This is a genomic window from Burkholderia sp. LFS061 (assembly GCF_047978125.1).
In the GTDB taxonomy this organism is placed as follows: domain Bacteria; phylum Pseudomonadota; class Gammaproteobacteria; order Burkholderiales; family Burkholderiaceae; genus Burkholderia; species Burkholderia pyrrocinia_C.
Window position 1 is genome coordinate 279,791 of record NZ_JBFPFS010000003.1, and the last position, 13,489, is coordinate 293,279.

General features: G+C 65.5%; 14 protein-coding genes and 1 tRNA gene. 5 read left to right on the forward strand and 10 right to left on the reverse strand.

The annotated features are described in order from the left end of the window. Position 1 precedes the first annotated feature (1 nt). The 6 genes from thrS to ACNQQL_RS04465 all read right to left on the reverse strand — a co-directional run bounded on the left by thrS (position 2) and on the right by ACNQQL_RS04465 (position 7,070). Entirely contained in the window at positions 2–1,909 is a 1,908-nt protein-coding gene (gene thrS, locus ACNQQL_RS04440) for a threonine--tRNA ligase (protein WP_072441734.1), read from the reverse strand. 271 nt (positions 1,910–2,180) lie between these two features. Continuing rightward, positions 2,181–2,257: transfer RNA gene (locus ACNQQL_RS04445), tRNA-Val, on the reverse strand. 85 nt (positions 2,258–2,342) lie between these two features. Further along, entirely contained in the window at positions 2,343–4,577 is a 2,235-nt protein-coding gene (locus ACNQQL_RS04450) for a bifunctional (p)ppGpp synthetase/guanosine-3',5'-bis(diphosphate) 3'-pyrophosphohydrolase (RefSeq protein WP_347063331.1), read from the reverse strand. Between the two features lie 54 nt (positions 4,578–4,631). Beyond that, entirely contained in the window at positions 4,632–4,985 is a 354-nt protein-coding gene (locus ACNQQL_RS04455) for a RidA family protein (protein ID WP_034184009.1), read from the reverse strand. Between the two features lie 80 nt (positions 4,986–5,065). Next, positions 5,066–5,962: an alpha/beta hydrolase gene (locus ACNQQL_RS04460; RefSeq protein WP_347063332.1), complete on the reverse strand. Its 897-nt coding sequence runs from the start codon at positions 5,960–5,962 to the stop codon at positions 5,066–5,068. A 199-nt stretch (positions 5,963–6,161) separates the two neighbouring features. After that, positions 6,162–7,070 (reverse strand): LysR family transcriptional regulator, encoded by a 909-nt coding sequence (locus tag ACNQQL_RS04465; protein WP_072441741.1) that lies wholly within the window; start codon positions 7,068–7,070, stop codon positions 6,162–6,164. Between the two features lie 138 nt (positions 7,071–7,208). On the opposite strand from ACNQQL_RS04465, the gene ACNQQL_RS04470 reads away from it, so the two are divergent. Genes ACNQQL_RS04470 through ACNQQL_RS04480 form a run of 3 tightly spaced genes read left to right on the forward strand, consistent with a single transcriptional unit; the run spans position 7,209 to position 9,546 of the window. Beyond that, a complete protein-coding gene (locus ACNQQL_RS04470) occupies positions 7,209–7,766 on the forward strand; it encodes an ester cyclase (protein WP_072441776.1) in 558 nt (185 codons plus the stop codon). A gap of 11 nt (positions 7,767–7,777) precedes the next feature. Then, positions 7,778–8,794 (forward strand): polysaccharide deacetylase family protein, encoded by a 1,017-nt coding sequence (locus ACNQQL_RS04475; protein ID WP_347063333.1) that lies wholly within the window; start codon positions 7,778–7,780, stop codon positions 8,792–8,794. Positions 8,795–8,829: 35 nt separating this feature from the next. Then, on the forward strand, positions 8,830–9,546 hold the full coding sequence (locus tag ACNQQL_RS04480) for an SDR family oxidoreductase (RefSeq protein ID WP_347063334.1): 717 nt from the start codon (positions 8,830–8,832) through the stop codon (positions 9,544–9,546). Between the two features lie 142 nt (positions 9,547–9,688). Here ACNQQL_RS04480 and ACNQQL_RS04485 read toward each other — a convergent pair whose 3' ends face one another. Both ACNQQL_RS04485 and ACNQQL_RS04490 read right to left on the reverse strand, forming a co-directional pair. Beyond that, on the reverse strand, positions 9,689–10,330 hold the full coding sequence (locus tag ACNQQL_RS04485; protein WP_034184004.1) for a CoA transferase subunit B: 642 nt from the start codon (positions 10,328–10,330) through the stop codon (positions 9,689–9,691). Between the two features lies 1 nt (position 10,331). Beyond that, complete coding sequence (locus tag ACNQQL_RS04490; protein ID WP_347063335.1) at positions 10,332–11,036, reverse strand: CoA transferase subunit A; 705 nt, start codon at positions 11,034–11,036, stop codon at positions 10,332–10,334. Between the two features lie 223 nt (positions 11,037–11,259). Here ACNQQL_RS04490 and ACNQQL_RS04495 point away from each other — a divergent pair, with 223 nt between their 5' ends. Next, the gene (locus ACNQQL_RS04495) at positions 11,260–11,805 is read left to right on the forward strand and encodes a PAS and helix-turn-helix domain-containing protein (RefSeq protein ID WP_347063336.1); all 546 of its coding nucleotides are present in this window, start codon (positions 11,260–11,262) and stop codon (positions 11,803–11,805) included. 116 nt (positions 11,806–11,921) lie between these two features. Here the strand turns inward: ACNQQL_RS04495 and ACNQQL_RS04500 are convergent, their stop codons facing one another. Next, positions 11,922–12,362, reverse strand: a complete 441-nt coding sequence (locus ACNQQL_RS04500) for an acyl-CoA thioesterase (protein ID WP_034184001.1) — start codon at positions 12,360–12,362, stop codon at positions 11,922–11,924. Between the two features lie 32 nt (positions 12,363–12,394). Beyond that, entirely contained in the window at positions 12,395–13,177 is a 783-nt protein-coding gene (locus tag ACNQQL_RS04505; protein WP_034184000.1) for an SDR family oxidoreductase, read from the reverse strand. Positions 13,178–13,283: 106 nt separating this feature from the next. On the opposite strand from ACNQQL_RS04505, the gene ACNQQL_RS04510 reads away from it, so the two are divergent. After that, on the forward strand, positions 13,284–13,489 hold a 206-nt coding region (locus ACNQQL_RS04510), incomplete at its 3' end, for an FAD-binding protein (protein WP_230945111.1).

The window sequence follows — 13,489 nt, forward strand, 5'->3', positions numbered from 1 at the left end:
GTTACTTGAACGAGCGCAGGTCTTCCTGCAGACGCTCAACGAAGGCATCGACCGGCATCACGCCAAGATCGACGCCGCCACGGGCACGCACGGCTACCGTTTGCGCATCACGCTCCTTATCGCCCACGACGAGGAGATAAGGTACCTTTTCCAGCGTGTGCTCGCGTATTTTATAGCTAATCTTCTCGTTGCGCAAATCTGCCGTCACTCTAACCCCTTGTTTTTGCAACGATTGGGCCAGAGATTGCGCATATTCGACCTGACTTTCGGCGATATTGAGCACAACAGCCTGCATCGGCGCGAGCCAGACCGGCATCGCACCAGCGTGGTGCTCGATCAAAATGCCGAGGAATCGCTCCATCGAACCGACGATCGCACGGTGCAGCATCACGGGCCGGCGACGGCTGTTATCTTCCGCCACGTACTCGGCGCCGAGACGTTCCGGCAGCATCATGTCGAGCTGCAGCGTGCCGCACTGCCACGAACGGCCGAGCGCGTCCTTGATGTGGTACTCGATCTTCGGACCATAGAATGCACCCTCGCCCGGCAGTTCTTCCCACTGGAGGCCGCACGCCGTCAGCGCTTCACGCAGGCCCTGCTCGGCACGGTCCCACGTTTCGTCGGAACCCATGCGCTGCTCCGGACGCAGCGACAGCTTGATGTCGATGTGGTCGAAGCCAAAATCGCCATACACGCTCATCGCGAGCCTGTTGAACGCGATCGACTCGGCAATGATCTGGTCTTCCGTACAGAAGATGTGCGCATCGTCCTGCACGAAGCCGCGCACGCGCATCAGGCCATGCAGCGCGCCCGACGCCTCGTTGCGGTGGCACGAGCCGAATTCCGCGTAACGCAACGGCAGGTCGCGATACGAACGCAGGCCGTGCTTGAACACCTGGACGTGCCCCGGACAGTTCATCGGCTTGATCGCGTAGTCGCGCTTCTCCGACTCCGTCGTGAACATGTTCTCGCGGTAGTTCTGCCAGTGGCCGGACGCTTCCCACAGCGAGCGGTCCATGATCATCGGCGTCTTGATCTCGAGGTAGCCGGCTTCGTTCACGCGGCGGCGCATGTATTGCTCGACCTGCTGCCACAGCGCCCAGCCCTTCGGATGCCAGAACACCATGCCCGGCGACTCTTCCTGCATATGAAACAGGTCGAGCTGCTTGCCGAGCTTGCGGTGGTCGCGCTTTTCCGCTTCCTCGAGCATGTGCAGGTACTGATCCTGGTCTTCCTTCTTCGTCCAGGCCGTGCCGTAGATGCGCTGCAACTGCTCGTTCTTCGAATCGCCGCGCCAGTACGCGCCCGCGACCTTCATCAGCTTGAAAACCTTCAGCTTGCCGGTCGACGGCACGTGCGGGCCGCGGCACAGATCGGTGAAGCCGCCGTGCGAATACAGCTTGATTTCGTCGCTTTGCGGAATCGATTCGATGATCTCGGCCTTGTACTTCTCGCCGAGGCTGCGGAAGTAACCTGCAGCCTCGTCGCGCGACACGACACGGCGCGTCACGGGCTCGTCCTTCTTCGCGAGCTCCTGCATGCGCTTTTCGATCTTTTCCAGATCTTCCGGCGTAAACGGACGGTTGTACGAGAAGTCGTAATAGAAGCCGTTGTCGATCACGGGGCCGATCGTCACCTGCGCATCCGGATACAGGTCCTTCACCGCGTACGCGAGCAAGTGCGCGGTCGAATGACGGATGATGTCGAGGCCGTCGGCATCCTTGTCCGTGACGATGGCGAGCGACGCGTCGCGGTCGATCACCGCGGACGTATCGACGAGCTCGCCGTCGAGCTTGCCACCAAGCGCAGCCTTCGCAAGGCCGGGACCGATCGAGGCTGCAACCTCGGCAACTGTCACCGGATGCTCGTATTGTCGAACTGAGCCGTCAGGCAAGCGTATCGAAACCATAGCAATCTCCGTGATGCCGACAGTGGGCGGCAGACCAGGCACGCGATGTAAAAGTCACGCGCGGAATTTTCGCGACAAAAAAAATGCGGCCCCGCTTTCGAGGGGCCGCATTCGATACTTCACTCAAACTGAAAGGGCGAAAACGTTCCTCGACTAGCGTCGCTCCGAAGTGGTTTCGGTCAACGTTCGCGGTGTCATAACCGTATTCGCCTTGTTCGCGTTGAGCTATTTACTGCATCGAATACCCGGAAACCGGGCATTCTCAATTCGTTGGTAGGCTCGATTGGACTCGAACCAACGACCCCCACCATGTCAAGGTGGTGCTCTAACCAGCTGAGCTACGAGCCTAGAGAAGCTGAAATTATATGGAGTCGCTGTCGGTTTGGCAAGCGTTTTTATGCGGTCGCAGCAAAATAACGGGGTTCGAGCCCCATCATGCCTTGCGACCGGCCCGTACGACACCCTGCACCTCACCGAGCAGCGTGCAGGCGCGCTGGACTTGCGCCGAGTTCGACACCTCGACCGTGAACTGCATGAATGCCGCATTGCGGCGACTCTGCGTCTTCACGCCCACCACGTTCATCTTTTCGCGCGCGAACACTTCGGAGATGTCGCGCAGCAACCCTTGCCGGTCGCTCGCCTCGATCATCAGGTCGACCGGATAGACGGACGCGCCGCGCCCGCCCAGCACGTCGGCCGACCAGGTCGTCTGCAGCACGCGTTCCGGCGCGCGCTCGACCATCCGGCGAAACGTCGGGCAATCGCTGCGGTGGATCGACATCCCCTTGCCGCGCGTGACGAAGCCGCTGATCGGATCGGGCGGTGCCGGCCGGCAGCAACGCGCGAGCTGTGTCAGCAGCGCGTCGACGCCCACCACCAGCACGCCGGTCGACGCACCGTGCGCAACGCTCGCGCCGCTGCTGCGCTTCTCGAAATCGGCTGGCGCCTCGGGCGCCGGCTCGGGCGGCGGCGCATCCGACAGCGCATATTCGACGTTGCGCAGGCTGAATTCTTCCTTGCCGACGACCGAGAACAACTCCTCGGGCGACTTGAAGCCGAGCTTCGCGGCGAGGTTGTCCAGGTTGACCGACGTCTTGCCCTCGCGCTGCAGCGTCTTTTCGACGAGCGCCCGGCCATGCGAAACATTTTCTTCCTGCTCGATCGAGTTGAACCACGCCCGCACCTTCTGACGCGCGCGCGAACTCTTCAGGTAACCGAGCTGCAGGTTCAGCCAGTCGCGCGACGGCCCGCCCTCCTTCACCGCGACGATCTCGACCGTCTGGCCGTTCGCGAGCGGCGTGTTCAGCGGCACCATCACGCCGTCGACGCGCGCGCCGCGGCAACGATGACCGAGCTCGCTGTGCAAGTGGTACGCGAAATCGACCGGCGTCGCGCCCTGCGGCAGCGCGATCACGCGCGCCTGCGGCGTCAGCACGTAGATGTGGTCGTCGTCGAGCGACGTCTCGCGCAATTGCGCCCACGCCTGGTCGCCCGATACCCCCGGGCCGTCCTCGACATCGTCCTTCCATGCGAGCAACTGACGCAGCCACGCGATCTTCTCGTCGTACTTGTCGCTCGCCGAGAACTGGCCGCCGTAGCCGCGCGCGCCGGCCTCCTTGTAGCGCCAGTGCGCGGCAACGCCGTACTCCGCGAAGCGGTGCATCTCCTGCGTGCGGATCTGCACTTCGAACGCACGGCCGTCGTCGCCGATTACGACCGTATGCAGCGACTTGTAGCCGTTCGGCTTCGGCCGCGAGATGTAGTCGTCGAACTCCTTCGGCACCGGCTGCCACAGGTGATGCACGATGCCAAGCACCGCGTAGCAATCCTTGATGTCGGGCACGATCACGCGAAACGCACGCACGTCGTACAGCTCGGCGAAATCGAGCTCCTTGCCGCGCATCTTGCGCCAGATGCTGTAGATGTGCTTCGGCCGGCCGCTCACGTCGGCCTGGATGTGCGCATCCGCCAGCTCGTGCTGCAGCCGCCCGATCGCCTGCGTGACGTACGCCTCGCGCTCGATGCGCTTCTCGTCGAGCAGCTTCGCGATCCGCTTGTAGGTGACGGGATCCTCGAAGCGGAACGCGAGATCCTCGAGCTCCCACTTCAGTTGCCAGATCCCGAGGCGGTTCGCGAGCGGCGCATAGATCTCGAGCGTCTCGCGCGCGACGTCGGGCGGCGGGTCGATCTTCGCGGCCGCGTAGTAGCGCAGCGACTGCAACCGCGACGCGAGCCGGATCAGCACCACGCGGATGTCCTGCGCAAACGCGAGCAGCATCTTGCGCAGCGCCTCGATCTGCGTGCGCCGCTCTTCCGCCGCGTCGCGCCCGGCGTCGGGCACCGCGTTCTGCGCGGCGCGCAGGCTGACGGTGCCGAGCCGCAACAGCTTGCGCACGTCCGACACGAGCCGCGCCACTTCGTCGCCGAAACGTTCGGTGAGCTCGCGCTCCGGGTCGTTCAGGTGCGGCGTCAGTACGAACAGTGCGGCGGCCTGCATCGCGGACGGATCGACGTTCAGCGTGCGCATGATCGACGCCGTGCCCGCCGAGTGATCGGCGAGCAGTTCGCCGGACGACAGCCGTGCGTCGCCGGCCCGCTCGCGCACGAACACGAGCACGTCGTCGAACGACGGTGCCGCGACGGGAGAAGTGGAAACGGACTCGGTCATTGCACGGCCTGACGGAATGCGGTCATCGTCTGTTGATGCTCAGCTCTACCCTGCTCAGCTCCGCTGCGCGGCAACGACCACGATCTCGACGAGCAGCGCCGGATCCGCGAGCTTCGCCTCGACGGTGGCGCGCGGCGGCGTGTTGCCCTGCGCGACCCATGCGTCCCACTCCGCATTCATGCCTTCGAAGTTCGCCAGATCCGAGATGTAGATCTGTACCGACAGCAGATGCGCCTTGTCGCTGTTCGCTTCGGCGAGCAGGCGGTCGATGTGGCCGAGCACTTCGCGCGTCTGGCCCCTGATGTCCTGCGCGGTGTCTTCGGCGATCTGGCCGGCCAGATACACGGTACCGTTGTGGATCGCGGTTTCGGAGAGACGGGCCCCGACGTGATGACGAATGACTGCCATGGAATGTTCCGGTCGTGAGTGGGTGAAGAATCGGACGACGACACGGCCCGCGCGCCGCCGAACCGCATATTATGACGCGTTTATGCGTCGCCTTCGACGAAAAACCGCCGCGCGAGCGCAATCTGGTCGGCGCCGATGAACGCCGGCGCGTGGCCCGCACCGGGAATCTCGGCCTGCGTCACATGCCGGCCGCGATGCATCATGTCGGCCACCGTCTCGCGCGACAGCAGGTCGGACGTCTCGCCGCGCACGACGAGCAGCGACGCGTCCGTCGTCTCGATGGCACGCCACAGCGCTGCCTCGCCGAGCGCGGCCAGTTCGGGCGTCGTCGCCTTGAACGGCTCGGCAATGCGCGGATCGTAACGCATCGTCCAGCCGCCTTCGGGCAGCTCGCGCAGCAGCGGCCCGTTGATTTCGCGCCACTCGTCGGCGGCCAGCGCGCCGAACGGCAGCGACAACGACGTCAGATAGTCGACACCCTCCTGCTCGGTCGCAAAGCGCGGCTGCACGCCGAGATACTCGCCGATGCGCGTCAGCGAATCGGGTTCGATGCGCGGGCCGACGTCGTTGACGATCATCCGCCGCAGCGGCGAACCGGGCAGCCCCGCGAACGCGATACCGATCAGGCCACCCATCGACGTGCCGAACCAGTCGACCGATTCGACGTCGAGCCGCGCGATCAGCGTCACCATGTCGGCCACGTATTGCGGGATCGCATAGAGCCGCGGATCGGCGAGCCAGTCAGACCGGCCGCGCCCGACGACATCAGGGCAAACGACGCGATAGGTATCGGACAGCGCGGCGGCGAGCCGGTCGAAATCGCGCCCGGAACGGGTCAGGCCATGCACGCAGACCAGCACGCGCGGGTTGGCGGGGTTGCCCCATTCGGTATAGGCGACGTGATGAAGGCCGGCAGCGCTCGCACACTGCACGCGCCGCTGGCGAGGAACCGGGGGATTCGCTGGGGTCGTTGGCATCGTTGGCATCCTGTCGAACGGGGGGCGCGCAGCGAGGCAACGCTGGTGCGGCCCAATGAAGACGATTGTAAACCGCTTCGGTCGCGCGGCGCGGCCCGACGCGGTCCGCCGCCGGCCATCCGTGCCGCGGAATGCTGCGCGCGTGATGTTCGCCGTGCGCCCTCTTTCGACGAAACGATCCGCACAATCGCGCGCAACGTCAGCTCTCGTCCCAGCGCCACGCCGCCTGCAAGTGCTCGCGCATGAAGTCGACGAACGTCCGCACGCGCAACGCGAGATGCCGCCCGCCCGGATAGACCGCATGCAGCGGCGCCGCTGGCGCCGCATACGCAGGCAGCACCCGCACGAGCCGGCCCGCCTCGAGATCGGACGCGACGTCCCAGATCGACTTCAACGCAATGCCCGCGCCGTCGAGCGCAAGCATGCGCGCCGCGCCTCCGTCGTTGGTCAGCACCGCCGCCGCGACCTCGACCGCGATCGGGCCGTCCAAGCCATCGAACCGCCATTCGGCCTGCAGTTGCTCGCCCATCACGATGCAACGGTGCGCACGCAGCTCGCCGGGATGCACCGGTAAGCCGCATTCGGCCACGTATGCCGGCGACGCGCACAGCACACGGCGGTTCGGTGCCAGTTCACGCGCAATCATCGACGAATCGGCGAGACTGCCGATCCGCACCGCGACGTCGATCTCGTGCGCGAGCAGATCGACGACCGTGTCGGTCAGAATCAGTTGCACGCACACCTGCGGATGCCGGCGCCGGAACTCGGCGACGAGCGGCGCGATCCGCAGTCGCCCGATCTCGCCCGGCGCGGTCACGCGCAGCAGGCCGCTCACCGTGCCGCGACGATCCTGCATCAGCGTTTCCGCCAGGTCGACTTCGGCGAGGATGCGCAGCACCTGTGCATGGAACAGAGCGCCCTCGTCGGTCAACGTCTGCCGGCGAGTCGTCCGGTGCAGCAGGCGCACGCCGAGCCGAGCCTCCAGGTGCGCAAGCCGTTTGCTGATTACAGACAGCGACAAGTCCTGCTCCCGCGCCGCCGCCGACAGGCTGCCCGCCGCGACGACGATCGAGAAGGTTTCCAGCGCAGGCAGGTCGTCGATCAGCATTCGAGCATCCTCGAGCCGCCGCCCTTTCCTTTTTTCGAATAATCCATTCGCTTCCCTTTGGTATTTATATCGAATTCGGAAACCTACCATGACGTCACTGCGCCATCCAGGCGCACCATCATGAAAAAGGAGAATCCGATGTCTGCCTTGCAACGATTCCTGCGCCGCTCGATTGCCGGCACGCTCGCGACGACGTTTGCCGCAGTCGCGCTACCGCCTGTCACCGCCAATGCGGCCGATCTCGCGGCTCCGTTGCACCTGACGGTCGCGGCCGGACTGCCTGCCGCGCAGGCGCGCGGCCAGATCCTTGCGGCGCGCCGCTACGCCACGTTCTGGGACACCGGAGACGAGGCGCTTGCGCGCACGGCACTCGCTGCCGACTTCACGGATCGCACACTGCCGGCCGGACGCGCCCAGGGCCTGCCGGGGCCGCTCGCGGCATCACGAACGATGCGCGCGGCGATTCCCGACCTGCATTGCGAGATCGAGCAGATGATCGTCGCCGGCGATCGCGTCGTCGTTCACCTGCGGTTTCGCGGGCATTTCACCGAGGTCTTCGGTAACACGACCGGTCATGGACAGGCAGTCGATTTCATCGCGACCGACATCTACCGGATCGCGGCCGGCCGGATCGCCGAGAACTGGCACATCGAAGACAACCTGACGCTGATGCGCCAACTCGGCGTCGCAAACTGAGGGCTCGGCCGATGACGAACTTCGATCCTTCGATGCGCACGGCCCGCCGCGCGTTTCTCGCACAGGCCGGTGCGGGCGCCGGGCTGGCCGCCGCCGGCGCGGTACTCGGCAGCGCGGCGCGGGGCGCAAGCGCCGCAACGGCCGGGCCGCTCGCCGAGCCGACCGCCGCACACGGCAAGTTCTGGCCGGACGACATCCGCCTGGCGATCTCGATCTCGATGCAGTTCGAAGCCGGCGGGCAACCGCCCAAGGGCGCGGACAGCCCCTTCCCGCCCGTCGCGTTTCCACCGTCCGTGCCGGTCGATCTCGCGTCAGCCACCTGGTTCGCTTACGGCTACCGGGAAGGGATTCCGCGCCTTCTCGACCTGTGGGACCGCCACGACGTGAAAGTCACGTCGCACATGATCGGGGAAGCCGCGCGCCGCCATCCCGAACTGGCCCGCGAGATCGTCGCGCGCGGCCACGAAGCGGCCGCGCACGGCCCGACCTGGCGCGCGCAATTCGCGATGAGCCGCGACGACGAGCGACGCTTCCTGACCGAAGCGCGCGACATGGTCGAGGCGGCGACCGGCACGAGGCCGATCGGCTACAACTGCAACTGGTTGCGGCGCGGGCCAAATACGCTGTCGTTGCTGCAGGAACTCGGCTACGTCTATCACATCGACGACGTCAGCCGCGACGAGCCGTTCATCGAGACCGTCGGCGGCCGCGACTTCGTGGTCGTCCCGTACACGCTGCGCAACAACGACATCCTGCTGATCGAAGGCCGCAATTACTCGCCGACGATGTTCCTGGAGCAGATCAAGCTCGATTTCGACCAGCTCTACGCGGAGGCCGGGCAGCGACGCAGGCTGATGTCGATCAGCGCACACGACCGGATCAGCGGCACGCCGCAGATGGTCCGTGCGTGGGACGAATTCCTGCGCTACGCGCGAGCGCATCCGGGTGTCGCGTTCATGCGCAAGGACGAGATCGCGCGTTACGCGCTCGGCAGCGCGGCGACACTGCGCGAAACCGAGACGATCTGACCGGATTTCTTTCTTCTCAACGGAAACGAACCATCATGAACGATTCATTCAATGGCAACGCGGTGCTCGTGGTCGGCGGGAGCTCCGGGATCGGCGCGGCCGCCGCGCAGGCATTCGCGCAACGCGGCGCACGCGTGACGATCGCTTCGCGCGACGCACGCAAGGGCGAGGCGATCGCAGCCGCAATCGGCCGCGGCACGCGCTTCGCGCCGCTCGACATCACGCGAACCGACGAAGTCGACGCATTCTGCGCACGCGCCGGCCAGTTCGACCACGTCGTGATTTCCGCAGCCCAGACCGCAACGGGCCCGGTCCGTTCGCTCGCATTCGACGCCGCGCAGGCCGCGATGGACAGCAAGTTCTGGGGCGCGTATCGCATCGCGCGTGCAATCGACATCGCCCCGGGCGGCTCGCTGACGTTCGTGTCGGGGTTTCTCGGCGTGCGACCGAGTGCATCGTCGGTGCTGCAGGGCGCCATCAATGCGGCACTCGATGCACTGGCCCGCGGCCTGGCGCTCGAACTGGCCCCCGTACGCGTCAACACGGTGTCGCCCGGCCTGATCGCCACGCCGCTGTGGGACAAGCTCGCGACCGACGCGCGCGACGCCATGTTCGCCGGCGCCGCGCAGCGGTTGCCGACGCGCCGCGTGGGCCGGCCCGAGGATGTCGCGAACGCGATCGTCTATCTGGCGGCGACGCCGTACTCGACCGGTTCGACCGTGCTCGTCGACGGCGGCGGCGCAATCGCGTAGTACGTCGAGAAAGGTCCGCGACACGGGCGCGATCGCCATGGAAACGCGCATTCCCGCGCGCAAAAAGACAGCGCCCCGCATGCATCGAAGCATGCGGGGCGCCGTAGCCGCGCAACGGCGCGCGGCGCCAGGCTCCGTCGGCTTACGCGACCGCGCTCACGTCGAGCGGCGCGCCCGTCTTCGCCTGGATCTCGTCGGCGCTCACGCCGTCGGCGAGCTCGAGAACCTTCAGACCGGCCGGCGTCACTTCGATCACGCCGAGATCGGTGATGATCAGGTCGACCACCCCGACACCCGTCAACGGCAGGTTGCACTCGTCGAGGATCTTGTGCTGGTCGCCCTTCGCGACATGCTCCATCAGCACGACGACGCGCTTCACGCCCGCGACGAGGTCCATCGCGCCGCCCATCCCCTTGATCATCTTGCCCGGGATCATCCAGTTCGCGAGGTCGCCCTGCTTGCTGACCTGCATCGCACCGAGGATCGCGAGGTTGATGTGGCCGCCGCGGATCATTGCGAACGAGTCGGCCGACGAGAAGATCGACGAACCCGGCAGCGTCGTGACGGTCTGCTTGCCGGCGTTGATGAGATCGGCGTCGACTTCGTCCTCGGTCGGCGACGGGCCGATGCCGAGCAGCCCGTTCTCCGACTGCAGCCACACCTCGACGCCTTCCGGCACGTGGTTCGCGACGAGCGTCGGCAGGCCGATGCCGAGGTTCACGTAGAAGCCGTCCTGCAGTTCCTGCGCCGCGCGCGCGGCCATCTGGTCACGATTCCAGGCCATGTCAGTCTCCTTTCGCGCGTACGACGCGTTGTTCGATGCGTTTTTCCGGCGTCGCGTTCAGCACGATGCGCTGCACGAAAATCCCCGGCGTATGGACCTGGTCCGGATCGAGTGCGCCGTTCTCGACGATCTCCTCGACTTCCACCACGGTGATCTTGCCGGCCATCGCGCACATCGGGTTGAAGTTGCGCGCGGTGCGGCGATAGATCAGGTTGCCGGACTTGTCGGCCTTCCAGGCCTTCACGAGCGCGACATCGGCCGTCAGCGACGGCTCGAGCACGTAGTGGCGATCGCCGAACTGGCGCGTTTCCTTGCCTTCCGCGATTACGGTGCCGTAGCCGGTATTGGTGAAGAACGCGGGGATGCCCGCGCCGCCCGCGCGCAGCTTTTCGGCGAGCGTGCCTTGCGGCGTGAATTCGAGCTCGAGTTCGCCGGCCAGGTACTGGCGCTCGAACTCCTTGTTCTCGCCGACATACGACGAGATCATCTTCTTGATCTGGCGCGTTTCCAGCAGCAGGCCGAGACCGAAGCCGTCGACACCCGCATTGTTGCTGATGCAGGTGATGCCCTTGACGCCCGTATCGCGCAACGCGCCGATCAGCGCCTCGGGAATCCCGCACAGGCCGAAGCCGCCCACCGCGAAGGTCTGTCCGTCGCGGACGATCCCTTCCAGCGCGGCAGCCGCGCTTGGATAGACTTTGTTCATCTGTTGTCCCTTCCTCTATGGAAACCAGCGAAACCGGTTCACGCGCCCATGTGGACCGCAAGCCCGCCGCATCATTCTATGCATGCGCGGCGATGCGTGCGTCGAGGCGCGCTGTTTTTATATCGCGGCGAACTGCCGCGAGATGCCTGAAAGGGTACGATGCGGCGCGGATGCGGCACAATACGCAAAAATACATAAGCGTTTGCCTCCGCTTGCCTGCGCCATGCCCGCTCTCGATTACCAGACTGCCTTCCACCTCGCGCCGCTCGGCCTCGTGATGTCGCGCGACCGCGTAATCGAGGACTGCAACGACGCGCTCGCGTCGATCTTCCGCTGCGCGCGGGCCGACCTGATCGGAAAATCGTACGAGGTGCTCTACCCGTCGACGGACGAATTCCAGCGAATCGGCGAGCGCATCTCGCGCGTGATGGTCGCGAACGGCATCTACTCGGACGACAGAATCATGAAACGGGCCGACGGCGAGCTGTTCTGGTGCCACGTGACGGGCCGCGCGCTCGACCGCACCGCGCCGCTCGCGGCCGGCGTCTGGACCTTCGAGGACTTGAGCGCGACGCGCCGCGTCGCGGTCGAACTGACTCCGCGCGAACGCGAGATCGCCGCGCAACTCGCGACCGGCAAGACCAGCAAGCAGATCGGGCGCATGCTCGACATCAGTTCGCGCACGGTCGACATCTACCGCGCACGGCTGATGCGCAAGTACGGGACGAACAACACGCCGGAGCTGCTGCAGCGCCTGCTCGGGCAGTGAACGGGCAGTGAATGGCGGCGCCCGGATGACAATCGGCCGCGCATGGCGGCCGATTCGGGTAACAACAGGCATGGCGACTCACCGGCGCGCCGGCGCCGGCCTCGCCGTATCGGCGCTCAGACGATTTTCGTCGCGAGCGCGCGCTCGATCGTGTCGCGCAGCAGTTGCGGCAGCGGCACCGACTTGCCGAGCGCGTAGTCGACCCACACGCAGCGCGCGTTGCCGCGCGCATAGACGTGCTGCGGATCGTCCGCACGCGTGAGCTCGAAACCGGTGTCGAAGCTGCTTCGGCCGGGTTTCGCGGCCGACATCTTCGCGATCACGTCGCCCGGATAGTGCAGTTGCTTGAGGAATTCCATCGACGCCGTGACGATGACGGGCCCCTGCCCCTCGCCGTTGCCGCCGGCGATGCCGAGTTCCTCGAACCACGAGATCCGCGCCTGCTCCATGTAGCGGAAATAGACCGTGTTGTTCACGTGGCCGAACGCGTCCATGTCGCCCCAGCGGATCGGCATCGACATCTCAAAAACGGGTGAGTAATCGCTTGTTGCGCTCATTGCAGTCTTCTTTGTTGCTGAATGTCATCCGCTCAGGCGAGGCCGAAGCCGTCGTCGGCGGAGATGATCGAGCCATTGATGAACTGCGACTCGTCGGCCGCGAGCAGCAACAACAGCCCGTCGAGATCCTGCGGCTTGCCGACGCGCCGGCGCGGCAGCATCGACTGCAGCTTCTGGCCCTGCTCGGTTTCCCACAGGTAATGATTGATTTCGGTATCGATATAACCCGGACAGATCGCGTTGACGTTGATCCCGTGGCGCCCCCATTCGAGTGCCATCGCGCGCGTCATCTGCACGACCGCGGCCTTGCTCATCGCGTACAGCCCGATCTGCGGAAACACGCGCAGGCCGGCCACCGACGCGATGTTGATGATCCGGCACGGCGGCTTGCCGTTACCGTTGCCGTTCGCGCGCATGATCATCCGCTTCGCGACTTCCTGCGCGACGAAAAACGCGCCGCGCGTGTTGGTATCGAACACGAACTCGAAATCGGCCGGCGTCACGTCGACGAGCTTCTGCATCGTCGACACGCCGGAATTGTTCACGAGGATGTCGATCGTGCCGGCTTCCGTCTCCGCGTGCGCGACCGCCGCCTTGATGCTCTGGACGTCGGTGACGTCGAGCGACACGACGTGCGCGGCACCGCCTGCCGCCTCGATCTCCGCGCGCAGCTCCTTCAGGCGCTCGACGCGGCGGCTCGCGAGCACGACCTTCGCGCCGGCCTGCGACAGCACCTGCGCAAAACGCTGCCCGAGGCCGCTCGACGCGCCCGTGACCAGCGCAACCTTGCCTTCCAGATTGATCGATCGACCCATTTGCACATCCCCTTTCGATGTCATTTCGCCAGCCCGGGCAACACGGCCCGGGCGGCATAACCCTAGCACAAAAATAGAACGATCGTGCTAATCTAGACGCATGCTGTTGCGGCAAGCGTTTCGTTTCGCAGACAATACGCTCCCGAATAAAAGCATTCTAACGGTTAGAGGAACGCCAATGACCCCCGCAAGCCTCATCGAGCAATACGGCCCGCGCGAATCGATGGAATACGACGTCGTGATCGTCGGCGGCGGCCCCGCCGGGCTGTCGGCGGCGATCCGGCTCAAGCAGCTGGCCGCCGAGAAAGGCAC

What these genes read in the sequence shown, in the direction of transcription:
- ACNQQL_RS04470 (WP_072441776.1), top strand. Translation starts at nt 7,209, where the DNA reads ATGTCTGCCTTGCAACGATTCCTGCGCCGCTCGATTGCCGGCACGCTC.
- ACNQQL_RS04505 (WP_034184000.1), bottom strand. Translation starts at nt 13,177, where the DNA reads ATGGGTCGATCGATCAATCTGGAAGGCAAGGTTGCGCTGGTCACGGGC.
- ACNQQL_RS04465 (WP_072441741.1), bottom strand. Translation starts at nt 7,070, where the DNA reads ATGCTGATCGACGACCTGCCTGCGCTGGAAACCTTCTCGATCGTCGTC.
- ACNQQL_RS04475 (WP_347063333.1), top strand. Translation starts at nt 7,778, where the DNA reads ATGACGAACTTCGATCCTTCGATGCGCACGGCCCGCCGCGCGTTTCTC.
- ACNQQL_RS04495 (WP_347063336.1), top strand. Translation starts at nt 11,260, where the DNA reads ATGCCCGCTCTCGATTACCAGACTGCCTTCCACCTCGCGCCGCTCGGC.
- ACNQQL_RS04480 (WP_347063334.1), top strand. Translation starts at nt 8,830, where the DNA reads ATGAACGATTCATTCAATGGCAACGCGGTGCTCGTGGTCGGCGGGAGC.
- ACNQQL_RS04485 (WP_034184004.1), bottom strand. Translation starts at nt 10,330, where the DNA reads ATGGCCTGGAATCGTGACCAGATGGCCGCGCGCGCGGCGCAGGAACTG.
- ACNQQL_RS04455 (WP_034184009.1), bottom strand. Translation starts at nt 4,985, where the DNA reads ATGGCAGTCATTCGTCATCACGTCGGGGCCCGTCTCTCCGAAACCGCG.
- thrS (WP_072441734.1), bottom strand. Translation starts at nt 1,909, where the DNA reads ATGGTTTCGATACGCTTGCCTGACGGCTCAGTTCGACAATACGAGCAT.
- ACNQQL_RS04460 (WP_347063332.1), bottom strand. Translation starts at nt 5,962, where the DNA reads ATGCCAACGACCCCAGCGAATCCCCCGGTTCCTCGCCAGCGGCGCGTG.
- ACNQQL_RS04450 (WP_347063331.1), bottom strand. Translation starts at nt 4,577, where the DNA reads ATGACCGAGTCCGTTTCCACTTCTCCCGTCGCGGCACCGTCGTTCGAC.
- ACNQQL_RS04500 (WP_034184001.1), bottom strand. Translation starts at nt 12,362, where the DNA reads ATGAGCGCAACAAGCGATTACTCACCCGTTTTTGAGATGTCGATGCCG.
- ACNQQL_RS04490 (WP_347063335.1), bottom strand. Translation starts at nt 11,036, where the DNA reads ATGAACAAAGTCTATCCAAGCGCGGCTGCCGCGCTGGAAGGGATCGTC.